We start from the raw sequence: 21,927 nt of genomic DNA, 5'->3' as shown, positions 1-21,927 counted from the left end.
GGGCAGTCCTGGATTTTGCATAGAACCTGTAACAGTCAGATGACGCGTTATTCCGCCGCTTTTGCCATCGACGGGCCACCTTGGCGGATTACCGCCAAGAGCTCTTCGCGCCGTTTGGCAGCCTTGGCTTCGTTCGCCTGCTTGACCAGACCGAATCCGCGGATCTCCAGAGGCAACCGTGCCAGCGCCACGATGGCATCGCGGGTGCGGCTGTCGAGTTTCGGCAGCACCTCGCGCATGTCCTTCTCGTATTGCCGGATCAGCGCCCGCTCCATCTTGCGCTCGGTGGAATAGCCAAACAGATCGAGCGGCGTGCCGCGCAGCCCCTTCATCCGCGCCAACAGCTTGAAGAGCCCCAGCCAGCGCTCGGAAAACTCGCGCTTTTTCGGACGCCCATCCGCATCCCTTCCACCCAGGATCGGCGGTGCCAGATGCAGGGTCAGCTTCAGATCGCCATCGAATTCGGCGGCGGCCTTGTCACGGCTGTCCAGAAGCAGACGCGCCACCTCGTATTCGTCCTTGTAGGACAACAGCTTGTGATAGCCCTCGGCCACCGCCGCACGCAGATCGCCGTCCTCGATCCCGTCGATCAGCTTGCGATAGCGCTTGGCCAGACGCGCTCCCTGATAGGCGGTCAGATGTTCGGCGCGATAGGCAATCTTGTCCTCGAGCGATTTCGGCAGCTCGACCACGCCGGGACGGATCAGGCGCGCGGCCTCATCTGCGTGCAGCACTGCCCAGCGGCCGATGTCAAAGGCGCGCTTGTTGCGCTCGACTGCGGCACCGTTCATCTCGATCGCCTGCATGATGGCCTCGTGGCTGACTGGCAGCAGCCCGCGCTGCCAGGCGGCGCCGAACACCATCATGTTGGAATAGATCGAATCGCCCATCACCGCGCGCGCCAGCTCTGAGGCATCGAACAGGTCCAGCCGCTCTTTCAGCCGCGCCTCAAGCGCAAGGCTCAGCCGGTCGGCGGGGATGGTGAAATCGGTGTTTCGTGTAAAATCGCCGGTGATGATCTCGTGGCTGTTGACCACAGCGCCTGTGGTGCCGGTGCGTGTCAGGCCCAGCGTCTTGGCCCCGGCGCTGACCACAAGGTCACCACCGATCAGCGCATGCGCCTCGCCGGTGGCGACGCGGATGGCACTGATATCCTCGGGCCGGTTGGCGATGCGGCAATGGATGTGCACGGCGCCGCCCTTTTGCGCCAGCCCCGCCATTTCCATCATGCCCGCGCCCTTGCCGTCGATCTGCGCAGCCTGCGCCAGCACAGCCCCGATGGTCACGACGCCAGTGCCGCCGACACCGGTGATCACCACGTTATGGGTGCCAGCGATGGCGGGCAGCTCCGGCATCGGCAGATGCGGCAGGTCGATCTCGGCGGTGGCCTCCTTGCGGATCTTGGCCCCCTGCACCGTCACGAAGGACGGGCAGAACCCCTTGACGCAGGAGAAGTCCTTGTTGCACGAGGACTGGTCGATCGCCCGCTTGCGGCCCAGTTCGGTTTCCTTGGGCACGATCGAGACACAGTTCGACTGAACCCCGCAATCGCCGCAGCCCTCACAGATATCGGTGTTGATGAACACCCGCTTGTCCGGGTCGGGGAAGGTGCCACGCTTGCGCCGGCGGCGTTTCTCGGCGGCGCAGGTCTGGATATAGACGATGGCGCTGACGCCCTCGATCTCGCGGAAGCGCTTTTGCACCTGCATCAGCTCGGCGCGCTCATGGAACGGAATGCCCGAGGGGAACTGCGAGCGGTCCACATCCTCCTTGTCGTCATAGACAACGGCGAGCTCCTTGATGCCCATCGCCTTCAGCTCGGCCACGATGCGCGGCGCGGTCAGATCGCCTTCGTTCTCCTGCCCGCCGGTCATTGCGACCGCGTCGTTGAACAGGATCTTGTAGGTGATGTTGGTGCCAGCCGCCAAGGCGGCGCGGATCGCCTGCACGCCGGAATGGTTATAGGTGCCATCGCCCAGGTTCTGGAACACGTGTTTGGTGTTGGAAAACGGCGCCTCGCCGATCCAGTTGGCCCCTTCGCCGCCCATATGGGTGAACCCTTGGGTGTTCCGGTCCATCCACTGAACCATATAGTGACAGCCGATCCCGGCATAGGCCCGGCTGCCATCTGGCACCTTGGTCGAGCTGTTATGCGGGCAGCCCGAACAGAAATACGGCAGGCGCGACGCGATCTCCTGCGCGTTGTCATTGCGCCGCGCATCGGCCAGTGCATTCAGGCCGGCTCGGATCCCATCGGTCTCGCGCCCCTCTTCGATAAAGATCGCGCCCAGTTTCTCGGCGATCAGGATCGGGTCCAGCGCACCACGGGTCGGGAACAGCTCATCCCGGTGCATACCGCCCGCACCACCCTTGTACCAACCATACACGCGGCGGCCCTGACGGTCGTCAAAGATCGCCTCTTTTACCTGCACCTCGATCAGCTTGCGTTTTTCCTCAACGATCACCACCAGGTCGAGATCTTCGGCCCAGTCGTGGAAACTCTGCATGTCCAGCGGAAAGGTCTGGCCGATTTTGTAGGTGGTGATGCCCAGACGCTCGGCCTCGTTCTCGTCGATGTTCAAGAGCGACATGGCGTGTACAAGGTCGAGCCAGTTCTTGCCCGCCGCGGCGATGCCGATCTTGGCGCCAGGCTTGCCCCAGACCCGCCTGTCCATCCGGTTGGCGCGGCTGAACGCCTCGGCGGCAAAGCGTTTATAGTCGATGATCCGCCCCTCTTGCAGATGCGGCGTGTCGCCCAAACGGATGTTCAACCCGCCTTCAGGCATGTCGAACTCGGGCGTTACCAACTGCATCCGGTCGGGACGGCCATCCACGACCGAGGTCACCTCGATCGTATCCTTCATGGTCTTGAGGCCAACCCAGAGACCAGAGAACCGGCTCAGGGCATAACCATAGATGCCGTAGTCCAGAATCTCCTGTACACCTGCCGGGCTGACAACGGGCATGTACATGTCCACCAGCGCCCATTCCGACTGATGCAGCACAGTCGAGCTTTCGCCGGTATGGTCGTCTCCCATCGCCATCAGCACGCCGCCATGCCTGGCGGTACCGGCCATATTGGCGTGGCGCATCACGTCGCCTGAGCGGTCGACGCCCGGCCCCTTGCCGTACCAAAGACCAAAGACGCCATCATACTTGCCATCGCCGCGCAGCCCCGCCTGCTGGCTGCCCCACAGCGCGGTGGCCGCCAGATCCTCGTTCAACCCGAACTGAAAGGTGACGTCAGCGGCACTGAGCTGCTTTTTTGCCCGACTCATCTGCAAATCGACCGCGCCCAGCGGCGAACCACGATAGCCGGTGACCAGACCAGCCGTGTTCAAACCGGCGGCAGTATCGCGCGCCTTCTGCATCAACATAAGGCGAACGAGGGCCTGGGTGCCGTTCAGCAGCACCGGGCTCTTCTCCAGATCGAACTTGTCATTTAGCGTAAGTTTGGGTTGGCTCATCAGACGTCTCCCCTGCGCCGGACCGGCTTGTCATTGGTGCCCAAATATAGGTCACAATCGCTGACCTGTATAGGTGATTTTTTCACCACCAAGCGCAGTTGTACTCCGTTCCTTGTGGAAATTGTCATGTGTTTCATATAGGTGATCGGGCGCATAAAGAAAGTTGCGGATATGGACTGGGACAAGCTTCGGATATTTCACGCAGTTGCCGATGCGGGCAGTCTGACACATGCAGGCGACAAGCTGAATCTCTCGCAATCGGCGGTCAGTAGACAGATCCGCGGACTCGAGGAATCGCTAAACGCGACCCTTTTTCATCGTCACGCGCGCGGCCTGATTCTAACCGAGCAGGGAGAATTGTTGTTCGACGCCACCAAATCCATGGCCAAGCGCCTGGACGCTGCCGCCGCTCGTATCCGTGACAGCGAAGAGGAAGTGTTCGGCGAGTTGCGCGTCACCACAACGTTTGGCTTTGGCACGCTCTGGCTGGCGCCCCGGTTGACCGCGCTCTATCAGAAGTATCCCGACCTTAAGGTCGATCTGATGCTCGAGGAACGGGTGCTTGATCTACCCATGCGCGAGGCTGATGTCGCCATTCGCATGAAAGAACCCAGTCAGGCCGATCTGATTCGCAAGCGACTGATGACCGTCGAGATGAAGCTCTACGCGACCCGTGCCTATCTTGACTCGGCCGGCACCCCCCAGGACATCAGCGATATCAGCGACCATCGGCTGATCTGCCAGAACATCAGTGCCCAACAAGTCGGCGCTAGCGCCGTACTGGCCCAACATCTGCTGGCCTACAACCCGTCTTCACTGTTGACGGTGAACAACTATTTCGGCGTGCTTCAGGGCGTGTTGCACAATTTGGGGATAGGTGTATTGCCCGACTATGTGACCCAGGATTTCCCGAACCTCATTCACGTCCTGCCCGATATCAAATCGGCGCAGGTGCCGGTCTATCTGGCCTATCCCGAGGAACTGCGCCATTCCCAGCGCGTTGCTGCCTTCCGTGACTTTGTTCAGGAAGAGATCATTGCCCATCGCAAACAACTGAAAGAACTGGGGATTGTATAACGACCCCAAAGCCATGCAATCATTGCATAACGGAAATGCTGCACCTGCGACATAAAAGTTCTTGAAGAAGACGTCTGTGCCTCCTAAATCAGCACTCGAAGGCGATGATGCTTAGACGCTCATCAACTTCATACCTCCCTGTTGGACTACGGCCGAGCTTAGTGCTCGGCCTCTTTTTTTGCTAAATCAGCAGCAGGCGCCTCTTAATACCCGGCAAAATTGTTTGTGTTCGCGCATACCCGCGGTAAAACAAGGCATTATCTATGGACGAGGGCAATTTATGAAACCGCTATTCAAGGTGCTGGTCGTCGTGGCCGCCCTGTTCTGCATGTCTGTGCCATTGGCGGCTCAAGTCCCGATCCCGTCAGGTGCACCCGCCTCGAGCACTCCAACTGTTCCAGACAATCTGACACCTGACCAGGTCGACGATCTGGTGGCAAGGCTCTCCGACGATCAGGTTCGTGCCCTGCTGCTGGAACGGCTGGACGCGGTGGCGCAGTCCGCACAGGAGGATTCCGAACCGCGCAAGGGACCTGTTGCCCGGATCGGCGACGCCGCCAAGTCGCTGGCCGCCTCGTGGCTGGATGCCTTGCGCAAGGTGCCCCTTCTGGTGACGAAACAGGCCGAGGCGCTGTCGAATTTCGCAACCACTTTGGGCGGCGCGGGCATGGCCACGCTGTTCGGCTTTACGCTGCTCGCCCTTGCCATTGGTTATGCGGCCGAAAAACTTGCAGTCTTTGTGACCCGCTCTTGGATCAAGGCCGATCCAGCAAGTGCGTCCGACGATCTGCGCGGCGCGGTGAGTTTCCTCTTTCGCCGCTTCTGCCGCGAGGTTCTCGGGCTAGTCGTCTTCTACTATACGCTGGTCTTTGTCGGCCGCCGCCTGCTGGAACCCGAGCAGATCGCCTATGCGGCACCTTTCGTGCTCTATCTGATCTGGCTGCCGCGTCTGGGGGCCGCGATCTCGCGCTTTGTTCTGGCTCCTAACCGCCCCGACCTACGGCTGGTGAACGCCAATGACCATTGGGCGAACTATCTGCACCGCAACCAGATCGGCCTTTTCCTGCTGATCGGCTTTACCCTGTTCATCGTCACCTTCAACAATCTGAACGGCGTGGCGATGGGCGATATGCGGCTGGGTTTCTGGCTGAACGCTTCGATCCATATCTATATCGCTCTCATCGCCTGGACAGCGCGCAGCGGACTGACGGATATGATGCGCGGCAACGATCCCGACCGCACCGAATTCGACGAAAAAGTCGCAACCTACTATCCCTATTTCGCCATCGCGGTCTCGGCGGCCGTCTGGTTGATCGTGGAGTATTTCGTGGCGATCCGCGACATGGCGGTGCTGGTCAATGTGGGCGCGGGAGCACACTACGTGACCATGTTCTGGCTGCTGATGGCTCCGGCCATCGACACGCTGATCCGGGGGCTCGTGCGGCATCTGCAACCGCCGCTCATCGGCACCGGCCCCATAGCTGAGCAGGCCTATCGCTCCACCAAGCGCAGCTATATCCGCATCGGCCGCGTGGTGGCGGGCATCTTTGTCGTCCTGATGATCGCCAATGCCTGGGAGATCGACCTGCGGCAGGTGGCGGGCGCGGGCTCCGATGCAGGTGGTGCCGTCATCCAGTTCCTGATCATCATTGCCATCGGCTATATTCTGGACGAGGTCATCTCGCTCTGGATCAACCGCCGTCTGGCGAAGGAACAGACAGCTATCGAGCAGAGCCCGGACGAGGAAGCAGGCGAAGGCGGCGGCGCCGGAGGCTCGCGGCTGGTGACCGTTCTGCCCCTGTTGCGCGTCACGGCGCAGGTTGCCATCGCAGTGATCTTCGCCCTTCTTGCTCTCGGGGCGCTTGGCCTCGACATCACTCCGCTGCTGGCCGGTGCCGGGATCCTCGGCCTTGCTATCGGCTTTGGCGCGCAAAAACTGGTTGCCGACATTGTCGGCGGCATTTTCTTCCTGATCGACGATGCATTCCGCGTGGGTGAATATGTCGATGTCGGAGGCACTACAGGTACGGTTGAGAAAATCTCGATCCGTTCGATGCAGCTGCGCCATCACCGTGGACCAGTCCACACGATCCCCTATGGCGAGATCGCCAAGCTGACAAACTACAGCCGGGACTGGGTAATCATGAAGCTCAAGTTCACCGTGCCTTTCGACACCGATCCCAACAAGGTGAAGAAGATCTTCAAGAAGATCGGCGCCGAGATGATGGAGGATCCAACCCACAAGGAAGGTTTCCTGCAACCCTTCAAGTCACAGGGCGTATTCGATTTCGACGATGTCGGCATGATCATCCGGGGCAAGTTCATGGCCAAGCCCGGCAAGCAGTTCACCCTGCGCAAGGAAATCTTCAACCGGGTGAAAACCGAATTCAAGGCGAACGGCATTGAATTCGCCCGTCGCGAAGTCCGTGTCGCCATTCCCGGTCTGGACGAAGCCGACCATCTGACGCCGGACCAGAAATCGGCGGTTGCAGCCGCTGCGGCACAAGCCGCCAATGAGCAATCTCAACAAGGCGGCGAATAACCATTTCCGTGCAAAACTATCGGAACACCTAGACCCCGCCGCATCCGTGGCGGGGTACTTTCATTCTAATCCTTCCATATCCGGTTTCGGGCTGCCCATCCGCAAGAGCGTTACCCTCTCCGGCAATCTGCGCCCTCTTGCCCCTTTCCCCCGGCGCGGCCTTGCCCTAAAAGGCGCGCAACATCGGCCAGCTTGGGAACACCACAGATGCAAGAGCCCGCAATCACTCCGGACCTGATCGCCGCGCACGGGCTGAAGCCCGAGGAATACGACATGATCCTCGAGATCATCGGGCGCGAACCGACCTTTACCGAGCTGGGCATCTTCTCGGCCATGTGGAACGAGCATTGTTCCTACAAATCCTCCAAGAAATGGCTGCGCACCCTTCCCACCAGCGGCCCGCAGGTGATCTGCGGCCCGGGCGAAAACGCGGGCGTTGTCGATATCGGTGACGGACAGGCGGTGGTCTTCAAGATGGAAAGCCACAACCACCCGTCCTATATCGAACCCTATCAGGGCGCCGCCACCGGCGTGGGCGGCATCCTGCGCGACGTCTTTACCATGGGCGCACGGCCCATCGCCTCGATGAACGCGCTCAGCTTTGGCGAGCCGTCCCACCCCAAGACCCGGCGTCTGGTCAATGGTGTGGTCGAGGGCATCGGCGGCTATGGCAACTGTTTCGGCGTGCCATGTGTGGGCGGCGAGGTCCGGTTCCACCCCGCCTATAACGGCAACTGCCTTGTGAACGCGTTTGCCGCGGGTCTGGCCGACAGCGACAAGATCTTCTACTCTGCCGCCTCGGGCATCGGCATGCCGGTGGTCTATCTGGGCGCCAAGACCGGGCGCGACGGCGTCGGCGGCGCCACAATGGCCAGCGCCGAGTTTGACGACACGATCGAGGAAAAGCGCCCCACCGTGCAGGTGGGCGACCCGTTCACTGAAAAGCGCTTGATGGAGGCCTGTCTGGAACTGATGCAGACCGGCGCCGTGATCTCGATCCAGGACATGGGTGCTGCTGGTCTGACCTGTTCGGCGGTCGAGATGGGTGACAAGGGCGGCCTGGGCATCCGGCTGAACCTCGACGCTGTACCGCAGCGCGAAGAGAACATGACCGCCTACGAGATGATGCTCTCGGAATCCCAGGAGCGCATGCTCATGGTGCTGAAGCCCGAGAAAGAGGTCGAGGCCAAGGCGGTATTCGACAAATGGGACCTCGACTTTGCCATCGTGGGTGAAACCATCGCCGAAGACCGGTTCATCATCATGCACAAGGGCGAGGTCCGCGCCGATCTGCCTCTGTCGCCGCTGTCAGGACAAGCGCCTGAATACGACCGCCCCTGGGTCCCTACCCCGGCCGCAGCTCCTGTCGGCGAGGTGCCGCAGATCGACCCGATCGACGCTCTGCGCGCCCTGATCGGCTCGCCAAACTACGGCGGCAAGCAATGGGTCTACGAACAATACGACACCATGGTCATGGCCGACAGTGCCCGCACACCGGGTCTGGGCGCCGGAATCGTGCGCGTGCATGGCACCGACAAGGCGCTGGCCTTCACCAGTGACGTAACGCCGCGATACGTGCGCGCAAACCCGGAGGAAGGCGGCAAACAGGCGGTGGCCGAGGCTTATCGCAACCTGACCGCCGTGGGCGCGCGGCCGCTGGCCTCGACTGACAACCTGAACTTCGGCAATCCCGAAAAGCCGGAAATCATGGGTCAGTTCGTCGGTGCGATCAAGGGAATCGGAGCGGCCTGTGCGGCGCTCGACATGCCCATCGTGTCCGGCAACGTGTCGCTTTATAACGAGACCGACGGCAGCGCGATCCTGCCCACACCGACGATCGGCGCCGTGGGCCTGCTGACCTCGACCGAAGAGATCATCGGTAAGGATGTACGCGAAGGCCATGTCGCATTGCTGATCGGCGAAACCACGGGTCACCTGGGGCAATCCGCCCTGCTGGCCGAGGTGTTCAACCGCGAGGACGGCGACGCGCCTCATGTGGACCTCGAGGCTGAAAAGCGCAACGGCGATTTCATCCGCGCCAACCGCGACCTGATCAAGGCCTGCACGGATCTTGGGGACGGCGGGTTGGCGCTGGCTGCATTCGAACTCGCAGAGGCCGCGGGCGTCGGAGTGCAGCTTGATACGGCCGGCACCGAGATCCTCTTCGGCGAGGACCAAGCGCGCTACCTGGTCGCCTGCAATTTCGACCAGGCCGAAGCCTTGATGACGGCCGCCGCGACGGCGGGCGTGCAGGTCTCCTCCGTCGGTCGATTTGGCGGCGAGACTGTCCGCATCGGCACGTCCGAGGCGCCGCTTGCCGACTTGGCCGCCCTGTTCCGCAGCAGCTTTGCAGCCGCCGTCGCCTGATCCCGGCAGATTGCAAATTGGACGGCGCACCACATTGGTGCGCCGCTCCCTTGCACGTAGGGACGCATCGCTCTACATCTGAGAGCAATACATCTGGAGTTTATCACATGGCTATGGAAGCCCATGAAATCGAAGCGCTGATCCGGGCCAGTTTTCCGCAGGCAAAGATTACCATCACCGACCTTGCGGGCGACGGCAACCATTGGGCGGCGGAAGTTATCGATGAAAGTTTCAAGGGGCAGAGCCGTGTTCAGCAACAACGCGCAGTAAATGCCGCCGTCAGACCCGAGATCGACAGCGGCAAGCTGCATGCACTTGCCCTGACAACCAAGGCACCCGAGTAACGTCCAAAGACTGACTGATACATCGCTTGAACTCAGAGGCGGAAAAATTCAGTTGTTCACATGCCTGACGGTCGACCGTCGGCGAAACAGGAAACGAGACAATGACCGACGCAAAATCCCGCATCGACGAAACCGTCAAAGCCAACGACGTGGTGCTCTACATGAAGGGGACCAAGGAGATGCCGCAATGTGGCTTTTCCTCGCGTGTTGCCGGCGTTCTGAACTACATGGGCGTTGCATTCAAGGACGTCAACGTCCTAGCCGATGACGAAATCCGCCAGGGGATCAAGGACTATTCCGACTGGCCGACCATTCCGCAGCTCTACGTAAAGGGCGAATTCGTCGGCGGTTGCGACATCATCACCGAGATGACCCTCTCCGGTGAACTCGACACATTGTTCGAGGAAAACGGTGTCGTCTATGACAAGGACGCCGCCGACAAGATTCGCGCCGCTAACGCCTGATCCGTTCCGATTGGTTATCGCAGACAAGGTCTTTCAAAGACCTTGTTTTCAGGATTTGATACAAATCCTGTCGAAAAAGGCGCCCCAAAGGGCGCCTTTTTTCAAGATGTTTCAAACGTCTTAGTCAGATCCCGCCGGGCTTTATCCTGCGGCTTTCTCCTCGACCTGGTCCGCCAGCGCCTCCGCGCGCGCGGCGAGTTCGGCCAGCGTATCAGTGACAGAGGGCGGGATGACCGCGATTTCGACTCGTTCGGGTTCCGGGGCCGGCGCATTGCGCAGACTGGCGATCTCCGCTTCGCGTTCGGCAAGCCTGGCTTCGACAACCCTGATCTTGTCCTCGACCGCAGCGGTCTTGTCGGCGAGCATCAGCCCCGCCATCAGCAGCATGCGCGCCTCGGGCATGCGGCCGATCTGATCCGACAGAACTTGCGCCTCGTCGTCGAGCATTTTTGCAGCCGCTTGCAGGTAGCTTTCTTCGCCTTCCTGACAGGATACTTCGAATCCCCGGCCCCCGATGTGGATCGTCACCTCCGGCATCACTCATCTTCTCCTTCTGCCAGGTTGGCCGCGGACAGCAACGGCCCCAGTTTGCTCAGGACCGCATGCACCTCTGATGCGTCCGTCGCCCGTTGGGCCCGCAGCGCCTCCAACTCGGCCAGCATCGCACTGTTGATCAGGTGCGGTTCTCCCACTCCGGCCTCATTGGCCGTTCTCAGTTCGGATACGACCTTTCGCAATTGATCGTTTGCCTTGCGCAGGCGTTGCAGATCTCCGTCGAGCCGCGACATCGCCTCTCCGTGACTGACCCGCTCCGCGCGCAGCATCTCCAACTCGGCCAGCAGCTCGGACAGACGCTCGGAATTGCTCAACTCGGCCTTGAGTGCGGCATTCTCCTCACGCAACTGCTCCAGCAGCTCCGGGTTGACAGTCTGAGACCTGAGCTGTTCCAGTTCAGCCTTGAGCGGCGCGATATCCTCGGCGCTTTCGACCTGGGCGCGAAGTGCCTCGATCTCCCCTTGCATTGCCGCGCGATCTTCCGCCTCTTGCTCGGATGCCGCCGCCTCCAGCTTTGACTGTGCCTCGGACAACGTGCGCCGAGCCTCATCCAGTTCGCTGCGCAAACGGTCCAGTTCGTCCGCGTCTGCCGCCCCGTCGTCTTGCGATGTCAGTGCTTCGATCTCTGCCGCATGCTTTGCCTTGATGGATTTCAGGCGTTCCTCAAGCTGGGCATTGGCAAGCCGCTCATCCTCGAGCTGTGCAACCAGATCGGCATCTGGCTCCACATCTTCTATCGCGGCAACAACCGGTTGCGGTCTTCCAAGACTTTCGACGCCAGCGCTGATCCGCTCCATCGCGGCCGAGATACGGCCCTGTAGTTCCTCAATCTGGCTCATGCCCCTCACCTTCGTGTGACGCGTTTTTTGTTCTCTGCCCGGCTACCGGTCCCGATTTGGTCCGAATCGGGTGCTGGGATGAATAGACGTAGTCTAACCAAATGACACCCTAAATACCCCTATCATTGCTTTCAATCACTTGGAGGCCACTTCTGATCCGTCTCGTCGCCCCATCGGTCCGTTCTGCTTGAACTTTGAGGGGTGAGTGGTATTGAGCGCGCAACTCGCCCGAAAACCAAAGGACAAAGCCTCGTGGACCTGATTGCGCTGCGCACTGCGAACCCCGACCACTGGACCAAGGCCACTGCCATCCGCGCCCTGACGCTGGATGCCATTGTGGCGGCCAATTCCGGCCATTCCGGCATGCCGATGGGCATGGCCGATGTCGCCACCGTGCTGTTCGAAAAGCACCTGAAATTCGACGCCACCAACCCCACCTGGCCCGACCGCGACCGGTTCATCCTGTCGGCGGGTCACGGCTCGATGCTGCTTTATTCGCTGCTCTATCTCACCGGCAACCCCGAGATAACACTGGAGGAGATCAAGAACTTCCGCCAGATGGGCGCCAAGACCGCCGGCCACCCGGAAAACTTCCTGGCCAAGGGGATCGAGACCACCACCGGCCCGCTGGGTCAGGGCATCTCGAACGCCGTGGGCTTTGCCATCGCCGAGGAAATCCAGCGCGCGCAATACGGCAAGAAGGTCGTCGACCATTACACCTATGTGATCGCCGGAGACGGCTGCCTGATGGAGGGCGTCAGCCAGGAGGCCATCGGCCTTGCCGGCCGGTTGGAGCTGAGCAAGCTCGTCGTCCTGTGGGACAACAACAACATCACCATCGACGGTACCGTCGATATCGCCGACCGCACCGACCAGGTCCGCCGCTTTGCCGCCTCGGGCTGGCATGTGATCGAGATCGACGGCCATGACCCGGCCGCCATCGACGCCGCCCTGATCCAGGCCAAGGGCTCGAAAAAACCCACGATGATCGCCTGCAAGACCCATATCGCGCTTGGCCACGCGGCACAGGACACCTCCAAGGGTCATGGCGCGCTGACCGATCAGGGGCAGCTTCTGGCCGCGAAAGAGGCTTATGGCTGGGCGCATGGGCCCTTCGAGGTGCCCGCGGATGTGAAATCCGCCTGGGAGGCCATCGGCAGCCGGGGCGCCGCCGAGCGCGCCGCCTGGCAGGCCCGCTTTGCCGAGCTGAGCGAGCGCAAGCAGGCCGAGTTCACCCGCGCCTATGCGTTCGAGGCGCCCAAGAAGCTGTCGGGCGCAATCCGCGCGCTGAAAAAGCAGGTGTCTGAAGAGCAACCCAAATGGGCCACCCGCAAAAGCTCGGAAGAGGTGCTGAAGGTCGTCAACCCGATCATGACCGAAACCGTCGGCGGCTCGGCCGACCTGACCGGGTCGAACAACACCAAGACCGCCGATCTGGGCATCTTCCTGCCGGAAAACCGCAAGGGTCGCTATATCCACTGGGGTATCCGCGAACATGGCATGGCGGCGGCGATGAACGGCATGGCGCTGCATGGCGGTATCCGCCCCTATGGCGGCACCTTCATGTGCTTCACCGACTATGCGCGCCCGGCGATGCGCCTGGCCGCGCTGATGAAGATCCCGTCGGTCTTTGTGATGACGCATGACTCGATTGGGTTGGGCGAGGATGGTCCGACCCACCAGCCGGTGGAGCATCTGGCGATCAGCCGGGCCACGCCCAACACCTATGTGTTCCGCCCCGCCGATACGGTGGAAACCGCCGAGGCCTGGGAACTGGCGCTGACCTTCCAGCAGAGCCCCTCGGTCCTGTCGCTGACGCGCCAGAACCTGCCGACACTGCGCACCGAGCACAAGACCAAGAACCTGACCGCTCAGGGCGGCTATGTGCTGGCCGAGGCCACCGGCAAGCGTCAGGTGATCCTGATCGCCACCGGCTCCGAAGTCGAGATCGCCATGCAGGCCCGCGCGGCGCTGGAGGCCGAAGGGATTGGCACCCGCGTGGTGTCGATGCCCTGTATGGAACTGTTCGCCGAGCAGGACGAAGCCTATCGCAAGCGGGTTCTGCCTGCCGGTCCAGTCCGAGTGGGCATCGAGGCCGCGATGCGCGCAGGCGGCTGGGATCGCTGGCTGCTGGGTGAGCGCGGGCGCGAGGCCAAGGCGGGCTTCATCGGCATGACCGGCTTCGGTGCCTCCGCTCCGGCCGAAGAACTCTACGAGAAGTTCGGCATCACTGCGGCTGCGACCGTGGCCAAGGCCAAGGAACTGCTGGGCTGAGTTCCACAGTCAATCTGATCGGGAAAGGGCGGCCATGTGCCGCCCTGTTCGTTGTTAATGTGTGTTCTTTTTGCCGGTGACTGCCGACAGCACCGGCGCGATGACTTTTGTCGCCAACGGGATCAACAGAATGCCGAGCGCCAGCCCAAAGACGCCATCCATGGCAGCCTTGGCGATCCATTCCACCGGCCCGATCCACGCCGCAGGAACCAAATGACCCACGGCATAGGCCCAGTCGTGGATCAAATGGCCTAGCCAGTCAAAGCCCAACTCTTCCATGCCATGAATGACGATCGACCCGCCAACCCACAGCATCGCCGCTGTGCCCACCACGGTCAGCAGGTGCATGAAACGCGGCATTCCCCGTACCAGCCCCCTGCCAAAGGCGCGCGTCGCCCCCAGACGTCCGTTTTCCGCCAGAAACAGGCCAAAGTCGTCGGCCTTCACGATCAACGCCACGGATCCGTAGACCGCAATTGTGATGCCGATCCCCGCCACCGCCAAAGTCGCCGCCTCCATCCAGAACCCGCTTTCGGGAATGGCGGCCAGAATGATGGTCATGATCTCGGCCGACAGTATGAAATCGGTCTTGATGGCGCCGGCAGCCTTCTGCTCTTCCAGATGCAGCGGATCGCCCGGTTCGTCCTCCTTGAACACATGGCTGGTGTCGTGCGGCACAAGCGCGTGATAGACCTTCTCCGCGCCCTCAAAGCACAAATAGCCCCCACCTAGCATCAAGAGAGGCGCAATCAGCCAGGGCGCGAAATTCGCCAACAGTAGCGCGGCAGGCAACAGGATCAGCAGCTTGTTGCGGATCGAACCGCGGGCAATCTTCCAGATGATCGGCAATTCGCGCGCGGGCGCGAAACCATGCACATATTTCGGGGTCACCGCCGCATCGTCGATCACCGCGCCCGCCGCCTTGGCGCCCGCCTTGGCTGCCTGTGCCGCCACATCGTCGACCGAGGCCGCCGCGACCTTGGCAATTCCCGCCACATCATCGAGAAGGGCCAGCAATCCACTCATGCCCGCTTCCTTTCATCCTGCCCGCATCTTTGGTCACCCTAGTGTAACGCCTGCTGGCCGCAAGCGTTAGCGCAACCGGGCCAAGTTTGCGCTAACACACTCAAAATAAATCGGTTTTGCCCTTTCTGAGCCGGACAGCGCCGTCTATATGGCGGGACAAATTCACGTCTGTCGGAGTATCGGAATGACCATCAAGGTTGGTATCAACGGATTTGGCCGCATCGGTCGGTGCACCCTGTCGCATATCGCAGCCTCGGGCCGCGACGATATCGAGGTGATCAAGGTCAACGCAACCGGTCCGCTGGAAACCGCCGCCCACCTGATCAAGTACGACAGCGTGCATGGTCGTTTTCCGGGTGAGGTCAGCATCGGCGACGGCACCATGAACCTGGGCCGGGGCGACATGCAAATGTTCTCGACCTATGATCTGAACGAACTGGACTGGTCGGGCTGCGACGTGGTGCTGGAATGCACCGGCAAGTTCAACGATGGCGCCAAGGCCAAGGTGCATTTGGAGCGTGGCGCCAAGAAGGTGCTGCTATCCGCCCCCGGCAAGAACGTGGACAAGACCATCGTGTTCGGCGTCAACGACGACCAGCTAACCGCTGCTGACACCATGATCTCGAACGGGTCCTGCACCACCAACTGCCTGGCGCCGCTGGCCAAGGTGCTGGACGAGGCATTCGGGATCGAGCACGGCATCATGACCACGATCCACGCCTATACCGGCGACCAGCCGACGCTGGACCGCCGCCACAAGGACCTCTATCGCGCCCGTGCCGCCGCGATGTCGATGATCCCTACCTCGACCGGGGCCGCCAAGGCACTGGGTGAGGTGCTGCCGAACCTCAAGGGACGGCTGGACGGATCGGCGATCCGGGTGCCGACGCCCAATGTCTCGGCCGTTGACCTGACTTTCCGCGCCGGGCGCGACGTGACCGCAGAGGAAGTGAACGCTGCCGTGCAGGCCGCCGCCGCTGGTCCGATGAAGGGCGTGCTGGGCTACGAGCCCGCACCGCTGGTCTCGACCGATTTCAATCACACGCCCGAAAGCTCGATCTTTGCCCCCGACCAAACCCGTGTGGTCGAAGGCCGCATGGTGCGCGTGCTGGCGTGGTACGACAACGAATGGGGTTTCTCGGTCCGTATGGCGGATGTTGCCGTGGCCATGGGCAAGCTTGGCTGATTTACGCCGACCCACTTGAGAAGATACGCCCGCTCAGGTTATCTGAGCGGGCGTTTTCGTCGGAGCCGACCTTACATGACCAACCAGATCGCCCTTTGGCTCGGCATCTTTCTCCTGGGCGGGATGATGTTGGATTTTGCGATGTTCGGAACCGAGCACATCCTCTTTCTCGGCAAGAAGCTGTTCGATCTGCTTGAATGGATGGCATTCTGGCGGTGACACCTGCCACCTCGGCGTTACTTCACGGAAAGTCGCTCTTTCAACGCGTCGTTAACCAGCGGTGTCACGAACTTGGACACATCACCACCCAGACGCGCGATTTCCTTGACCAGCTTCGAGGCGATCGCCTGTCGGCGCGCATCGGCCATGAGGAACACTGTCTCGATCTTGTCGTCAAGCGCCCGGTTCATGCCAACCATCTGGAATTCATATTCAAAATCGGCAACAGCGCGCAGGCCCCGGACGATGATCTGAGCCCCGACATCCCGGGCGCAATCAATCAGCAGATTCTCGAAAGGATGGGCCACGATCTCGGTCTCTGTCTCGGCGCTGAGCTTGGCGCACTCGGCTTCGATCATTGCAACCCGCTCCTCCAGATTGAAGAGAGGCCCCTTGTCCCGGTTGATGGCGACACCAATAACCAGCTTGTCCACCAGAGCAGAGGCGCGCCGGATGATGTCGATATGCCCCAGAGTAATCGGGTCGAAGGTTCCGGGATACAATGCAACTCTCATGGCGCCCTCCTGCGCAATATTATTGCTGCGCAAGCAAACATATCTTCGCCGCAGGTGCAAGCATTCCAACCTGCGGCGAAAAAACTTGGCGGATCAGTGCCCCATGATCATGCTTTCAAGGGCATCCTTTTCCATCGCCAGTTCCGACAGCTGCGCCTTGACCACATCGCCAAGAGTGACAATGCCGATCAGCTTGCCTTCTTCGACAACGGGCATGTGCCGGAAACGCCGCTCGGTCATCTGCGTCAGAACGTTCTGGACAGACGAATCGCGGGTGCAGGTCACCAGATCCGCCGTCATGTATTCGCTCACACTTTGCGTCAGGCAGCCACTTCCATTGGCAGCCAATTCACGCACGATGTCACGTTCCGACAAGATGCCAAGAGCAGTGACGCCGTCGTCCGAGACAACGACCGTCCCGATCCGCTTTTCCGCCAATATCGCCGCGGCTTCCGAGACCGTTGCCGATGCCGGGACGGTGACCACCGCGTCACTGGCCTTTGACTTCAGAATGGCCTGAACAAGCATTCGCAACTCCTCCGAAAATATCTTCTCACTTTCCAAAGCGTTGCGTCAAAGGGCGATCCTGTCAAGACGCGCCATGGCCTTCAAGCCGTGCCACCTCGTCGCGGATACCGCGAGAGAGTGCCTCGGCGAACCGGTTCAGACGCTCGCTGCGCTGATCTCCCTGATGGCGCACTAGGTAAAAAGAACGCGTCAGACTGATCCGGTCGGTCAGAATCTGGCGCAGATTGCCGTGAAATGGTAGCGTGAAGTCATGCGCAACGCACACGCCGGATCCGTGAGACGCATGCCGAAGCTGGACTGATACCGAATTCGACGACAGCGCAACACGTTCAACACCGATATCATTTAGATAATCCAGTTCTCGGTCAAAGATCATGTCGGGAATATAGCCGATCATCCGATGGCCCTTAAGGTCCTCGACTTTTTCGATGGGCGCATTGCGCCTTAGATACTGGCGCGCGGCAACCAGGTGCAGCTTGTAATCGGTGATCTTCTGTACCAGCAGATGCCCGGCAGTCGGGGCGCTAACGGTAATCGCCATGTCTGCCTCGCGCCGCGACAGGTTGATGATGCGCGGCAGGGCCAGGATCTGAATATCCAGATCCGGGTTCTCGTCGCTGATCTGCGCACAGACCTGCGGCAGCAGGTAGTTGGCGCTCCCATCCGGTGCACCTATTCGAATCTGGCCAGTCAACCCTTCGGTCGTGCCCGCCAGTGCCTCGGATGCGCTGCGCATCGCAGCCTCGGCCTGTTCCCCATGCGCCAACAGCCGCTCTCCGGCCGCTGTCATGGTGTAGCCCTGTGGCGACTTGGCAAAAAGGGGCGTGTCGTATGCCGCCTCCAACCGGGCAATCCGTCGGCCGACCGTGGCCGGATCTAGTTTCAGCAACCGCCCCGCCCCGGAAAGACTTTCCTCGCGCGCAACGGCCAGAAACACTTTCATATCATCCCAATGCGGTTCCATAGGCCACCCAATACTGCATTCTTGCAAAACGACTTTGAAATCTTGCCCCTTTTCTCGGGATTTCTGCAAGCCTAAAGTGCCGTCAGCCAATCCGGAGGAGATCCCATGCAGGAACTGACCCACTATATCAACGGCGAACATGTCAAAGGCACCTCGGGCCGTTTTGCCGATGTCTTCAACCCCGCCACCGGCGAAGTACAGGCCAAATGCCCGCTCGCCTCGACCGAGGAAATGGCCCGCGCGGTGGAAATCGCCGCCGCCGCCCAGCCCGCCTGGGCCGCCGTCAACCCGCAGCGCCGCGCACGGGTGATGATGAAATTCGTCGACCTTCTGAACCGCGACATGGACAAGCTGGCCGAGGCACTGAGCCGCGAGCATGGCAAGACCCTGCCCGACGCCGCCGGCGACGTGCAGCGCGGGCTGGAAGTGGTGGAATACTGCATCGGCGCCCCGCAGATGCTGAAAGGCGATTTCACCGACAGCGCCGGCCCCGGCATCGACATGTATTCGATGCGTCAGGCCCTGGGTGTCACCGCCGGTATCACGCCGTTCAACTTCCCCGCCATGATCCCGATGTGGATGTTCGCGCCCGCCATCGCCTGCGGCAACGCTTTCATCCTGAAACCGTCCGAGCGTGACCCCTCGGTGCCGCTGATGCTGGCCGAACTGATGGAAGAGGCCGGACTGCCCAAGGGCATCCTGCAGGTGGTAAACGGCGACAAGGAAGCGGTCGACGCGATCCTGTACAACCCGGTGATCCAGTCGGTCGGCTTTGTCGGCTCGACCCCGATCGCCGAGTATATCTATGGCACCGGCTGCGCCCAGGGCAAGCGCGTGCAGTGCTTTGGCGGCGCCAAGAACCACATGATCATCATGCCCGACGCCGATATGGACCAGGCCGCCGACGCGCTGGTGGGTGCAGGTTACGGTGCCGCGGGCGAACGCTGCATGGCCATTTCGGTCGCCGTGCCGGTGGGCGACGAGACCGCCGACCGCCTGATCGAGAAACTGGTGCCCCGCATCGAGAAACTGAAGGTCGGCCCCTATACCGCCGGCAAGGACGTCGATTACGGCCCCGTCGTGACCGCCGCCGCCAAGGAAAACATCCTGCGTCTGGTAAACTCGGGCGTGGAACAGGGCGCCAAGCTGGTGGTCGATGGCCGCGATTTCAGCCTGCAAGGCTACGAAGACGGCTTCTTTGTCGGCCCGCATCTCTTTGACCATGTCACCCCCGACATGGACATCTACAAGAAAGAGATCTTTGGCCCGGTCCTCAGCACCGTGCGCGCCAAGACCTATGAAGAGGCGCTTGGCCTGGCGATGGACCACGAATACGGCAACGGCACCGCGATCTTTACCCGCGACGGCGACGCCGCGCGCGATTTCGCCAACCGGATCAATATCGGCATGGTCGGCGTCAACGTGCCGATCCCGGTGCCGCTGGCCTATCACACTTTTGGCGGCTGGAAGAAATCCGCGTTTGGCGACCTGAACCAGCACGGCCCCGACGCGTTTAAGTTCTATACCCGGACCAAGACCGTCACCGCCCGCTGGCCCTCGGGCATCAAGGAAGGCGGCGAATTCTCGATCCCCGTGATGGAATGATCCGGTCCAAATACCAAATAAGAAAAGGCAAGGGCGCTGGAAACAGCGCCCTTTCTCACTCGTCTCAAGTCAAATAACTTATGCTGGTCAGGCGGCCTTCGTCTTTCGCCGACGCATGGCTCCAAAACCAGCAAGGGCACCGGCCAGCAGCAGACCAGTCGCAGGCAACGGGACTACCGATGGCTCGTAGTTGACCGTGACAGCTTTGAATTTCCAGTCGTCGTAACGCCCGAATGCACCGACGGCCCAGACCTTGCTGAGAATACCAGTCGGGTTAAATTCGCTGAACTTTGCATCGCTTCCCGCATTTGTCGAGTTGCTGATAAAGTCATTTACACCGATGCTGCCATCACCGCTTGAATCATACATCCAGCGAAAGTTCTCGCTGCTGTCATAGTAGCCGAAAATCAGTTCTGCAATACTGACCGACACCGAAAATGTCATAACAATAAAGTCGTACCGTCCGTAACCATCGACCCAATGCGCCTCCCCCGAAGAGTTGGTAACACCGGCACCGCCGAAGTAACGCCCGATACGAGGATCCGATGCGAAGGACGCTGAAGTGATGGTGTTACCAGAAACGCTGATACTGGTAAACGATCCGGCCGCAAAGTTGGCGTCGATCCCACCAGAGCTCAGATTAAAGGACGACGGCAGAAGACTATAGTTCGTCGAGTCGCCTCCACTCAGGTTAAACGTCGCGCTTGTCAACGCCGACGCAGAGCCAGCGGCCAAGGTCAAAGTCGTAGCCACAGCGATCATCTTTGGCTTCGAAAGTTTTTTCATAGATCACCTATTCGTTACGTTTACAGGATCGTCAGATGCACAAGATCCCCCAATTAAGCATTACTATAGAAAACTTTCACATCAGAAGTGACGTTTTGCTTTGAAGTTAAAATTTGAATTTCATTAATTAGCCGACAGAAGAACAAGAAATTTCCGCCTCAAAACCACCCAACACACCAGAAACACTAAGAATTTTCTTCGATTCTCTGGTTATTTCTCAAACTCCTCGCTGTCGAGTTTCCTAAAACTCGTCCAGTGTGAACCTACCGTTTCCGAAACGGAAACATTCAATAAGTTGTAATCTAACTAATAAGTTTTCAAAAGCTAAACAATCCGTCAATAAAGCTCGAATCACAAACTCAAACACCAACGGTCATCGTACTGCTTTTTCCGCAGTTTCACGCCTATTTGACGCACTTGCCTCACTAGGCGCTGGAAACCGAAACAACGCCACACTATCTTGAGCCCAACGCTAAGAAGCAATGAGCAGGTAACCAGCGAATGCAACGAAAAATGACCCGCCGCGCGACCCTGATGGGCTTCGCTGCAACCTTGGCCACACCGACCATCGTCCGCGCGCAATCCACCGATGCTTTTCCAACGAACGAGGAAGTGATCCGCGACCAAGTTGCGGTTCGGCGAAATATCTCGGCCTTTGCCCAGCAGAATTGGCAGAACCATTTTGACACTATCGGAGTTGGCTGCCTGCTGGCTGACATATCCAGCCGGGCCGTACATTACTGGGCACCGGACGGCACCTATAAACTCTACCCCTCCTCGGTGCCGATGACCGAAGAGCTGACCCGGCGCGGCTACACCGAGGTGGTGCGCAAGAAGGTCAACCCCAGCTGGACCCCCACCGCCTCCATGCGCGAGCGCGATCCCACCCTGCCGATCCGAATGGAAGGCGGCGAAGAGGGCAATCCACTCGGCACCCGCGCGATGTACCTGACCTGGCCCGCTTATCTGGTGCATGGTACCCAGGACACCCGCAAGATCGGACGGCAAAGCTCGTCGGGGTGTATCGGGCTCTACAACCAGCATGTCGAGGAACTTTATGAACTGGTGCAGGTCGGCACCCAGGTCCGGCTGCTCTAGGGTCTGTTGAGATTCAGGATTCCCATCTGGTCTAGGTTCTGATTCAAACTCCCAAAAGGGAGGTCTGAATG

Annotated in this window: 18 protein-coding genes; 10 read left to right on the top strand and 8 right to left on the bottom strand. The window is 60.4% G+C overall.

Annotation, left to right across the window (positions count from 1 at the left end; genetic code table 11):
* Window positions 1–47 precede the first annotated feature (47 nt).
* Window positions 48–3,467 carry an indolepyruvate ferredoxin oxidoreductase family protein gene (locus OEZ49_RS18495; protein ID WP_263389688.1) on the bottom strand — a complete coding sequence of 1,140 codons (3,420 nt, stop codon included), beginning with the start codon at window positions 3,465–3,467 and terminating at the stop codon, window positions 48–50.
* Window positions 3,468–3,638: 171 nt separating this feature from the next.
* Here OEZ49_RS18495 and OEZ49_RS18490 point away from each other — a divergent pair, with 171 nt between their 5' ends.
* The 5 genes from OEZ49_RS18490 to grxD all read left to right on the top strand — a co-directional run bounded on the left by OEZ49_RS18490 (window position 3,639) and on the right by grxD (window position 10,261).
* Entirely contained in the window at window positions 3,639–4,544 is a 906-nt protein-coding gene (locus tag OEZ49_RS18490) for a LysR family transcriptional regulator (RefSeq protein ID WP_263389687.1), read from the top strand.
* Window positions 4,545–4,824: 280 nt separating this feature from the next.
* A complete protein-coding gene (locus OEZ49_RS18485) occupies window positions 4,825–7,086 on the top strand; it encodes a mechanosensitive ion channel family protein (RefSeq protein ID WP_263389686.1) in 2,262 nt (753 codons plus the stop codon).
* 207 nt (window positions 7,087–7,293) lie between these two features.
* Complete coding sequence (purL, locus tag OEZ49_RS18480; protein ID WP_263389685.1) at window positions 7,294–9,453, top strand: phosphoribosylformylglycinamidine synthase subunit PurL; 2,160 nt, start codon at window positions 7,294–7,296, stop codon at window positions 9,451–9,453.
* A gap of 107 nt (window positions 9,454–9,560) precedes the next feature.
* The gene (locus tag OEZ49_RS18475) at window positions 9,561–9,797 is read left to right on the top strand and encodes a BolA/IbaG family iron-sulfur metabolism protein (protein WP_164132548.1); all 237 of its coding nucleotides are present in this window, start codon (window positions 9,561–9,563) and stop codon (window positions 9,795–9,797) included.
* 101 nt (window positions 9,798–9,898) lie between these two features.
* Window positions 9,899–10,261 (top strand): Grx4 family monothiol glutaredoxin, encoded by a 363-nt coding sequence (grxD, locus tag OEZ49_RS18470; RefSeq protein ID WP_263389684.1) that lies wholly within the window; start codon window positions 9,899–9,901, stop codon window positions 10,259–10,261.
* Window positions 10,262–10,402: 141 nt separating this feature from the next.
* Here grxD and OEZ49_RS18465 read toward each other — a convergent pair whose 3' ends face one another.
* Window positions 10,403–10,798 carry a cell division protein ZapA gene (locus OEZ49_RS18465; RefSeq protein ID WP_263389683.1) on the bottom strand — a complete coding sequence of 132 codons (396 nt, stop codon included), beginning with the start codon at window positions 10,796–10,798 and terminating at the stop codon, window positions 10,403–10,405.
* Complete coding sequence (locus OEZ49_RS18460) at window positions 10,798–11,655, bottom strand: hypothetical protein (RefSeq protein WP_263389682.1); 858 nt, start codon at window positions 11,653–11,655, stop codon at window positions 10,798–10,800. The genes OEZ49_RS18465 and OEZ49_RS18460 overlap by 1 nt, the downstream gene beginning before the upstream one ends.
* Window positions 11,656–11,907: 252 nt before the next feature.
* On the opposite strand from OEZ49_RS18460, the gene tkt reads away from it, so the two are divergent.
* Complete coding sequence (gene tkt / locus OEZ49_RS18455; RefSeq protein WP_263389681.1) at window positions 11,908–13,929, top strand: transketolase; 2,022 nt, start codon at window positions 11,908–11,910, stop codon at window positions 13,927–13,929.
* A 54-nt stretch (window positions 13,930–13,983) separates the two neighbouring features.
* Here the strand turns inward: tkt and OEZ49_RS18450 are convergent, their stop codons facing one another.
* Window positions 13,984–14,955 carry a DUF808 domain-containing protein gene (locus OEZ49_RS18450; RefSeq protein ID WP_263389680.1) on the bottom strand — a complete coding sequence of 324 codons (972 nt, stop codon included), beginning with the start codon at window positions 14,953–14,955 and terminating at the stop codon, window positions 13,984–13,986.
* Window positions 14,956–15,139: 184 nt separating this feature from the next.
* Here OEZ49_RS18450 and gap point away from each other — a divergent pair, with 184 nt between their 5' ends.
* Both gap and OEZ49_RS18440 read left to right on the top strand, forming a co-directional pair.
* On the top strand, window positions 15,140–16,141 hold the full coding sequence (gene gap, locus OEZ49_RS18445) for a type I glyceraldehyde-3-phosphate dehydrogenase (RefSeq protein ID WP_164132554.1): 1,002 nt from the start codon (window positions 15,140–15,142) through the stop codon (window positions 16,139–16,141).
* Window positions 16,142–16,216: 75 nt separating this feature from the next.
* Window positions 16,217–16,360, top strand: coding sequence for a hypothetical protein (locus OEZ49_RS18440; RefSeq protein WP_263389679.1), 144 nt, complete (start codon window positions 16,217–16,219; stop codon window positions 16,358–16,360).
* 17 nt (window positions 16,361–16,377) lie between these two features.
* Here the strand turns inward: OEZ49_RS18440 and coaD are convergent, their stop codons facing one another.
* The 3 genes from coaD to OEZ49_RS18425 form a co-directional block, all read right to left on the bottom strand.
* Window positions 16,378–16,875: a pantetheine-phosphate adenylyltransferase gene (gene coaD / locus OEZ49_RS18435; protein WP_263389678.1), complete on the bottom strand. Its 498-nt coding sequence runs from the start codon at window positions 16,873–16,875 to the stop codon at window positions 16,378–16,380.
* 93 nt (window positions 16,876–16,968) lie between these two features.
* A complete protein-coding gene (locus tag OEZ49_RS18430; protein WP_164132556.1) occupies window positions 16,969–17,403 on the bottom strand; it encodes a CBS domain-containing protein in 435 nt (144 codons plus the stop codon).
* A gap of 61 nt (window positions 17,404–17,464) precedes the next feature.
* Complete coding sequence (locus OEZ49_RS18425; RefSeq protein ID WP_263389677.1) at window positions 17,465–18,367, bottom strand: LysR family transcriptional regulator; 903 nt, start codon at window positions 18,365–18,367, stop codon at window positions 17,465–17,467.
* Between the two features lie 105 nt (window positions 18,368–18,472).
* On the opposite strand from OEZ49_RS18425, the gene OEZ49_RS18420 reads away from it, so the two are divergent.
* Window positions 18,473–19,972 (top strand): CoA-acylating methylmalonate-semialdehyde dehydrogenase, encoded by a 1,500-nt coding sequence (locus OEZ49_RS18420; protein WP_263389676.1) that lies wholly within the window; start codon window positions 18,473–18,475, stop codon window positions 19,970–19,972.
* Between the two features lie 87 nt (window positions 19,973–20,059).
* Here the strand turns inward: OEZ49_RS18420 and OEZ49_RS18415 are convergent, their stop codons facing one another.
* Window positions 20,060–20,758: a VPLPA-CTERM sorting domain-containing protein gene (locus tag OEZ49_RS18415; RefSeq protein ID WP_263389675.1), complete on the bottom strand. Its 699-nt coding sequence runs from the start codon at window positions 20,756–20,758 to the stop codon at window positions 20,060–20,062.
* Between the two features lie 501 nt (window positions 20,759–21,259).
* On the opposite strand from OEZ49_RS18415, the gene OEZ49_RS18410 reads away from it, so the two are divergent.
* Window positions 21,260–21,856, top strand: coding sequence for a L,D-transpeptidase (locus OEZ49_RS18410; protein ID WP_263389674.1), 597 nt, complete (start codon window positions 21,260–21,262; stop codon window positions 21,854–21,856).
* The last annotated feature ends 71 nt before the right edge of the window (window positions 21,857–21,927 follow it).

The organism is Ruegeria marisflavi, assembly GCF_025673445.1.
Classification (GTDB): domain Bacteria; phylum Pseudomonadota; class Alphaproteobacteria; order Rhodobacterales; family Rhodobacteraceae; genus Ruegeria_B; species Ruegeria_B marisflavi.
Note: the sequence above shows the minus strand (reverse complement) of the source record. Positions and strands in the feature narration are given on the sequence as shown.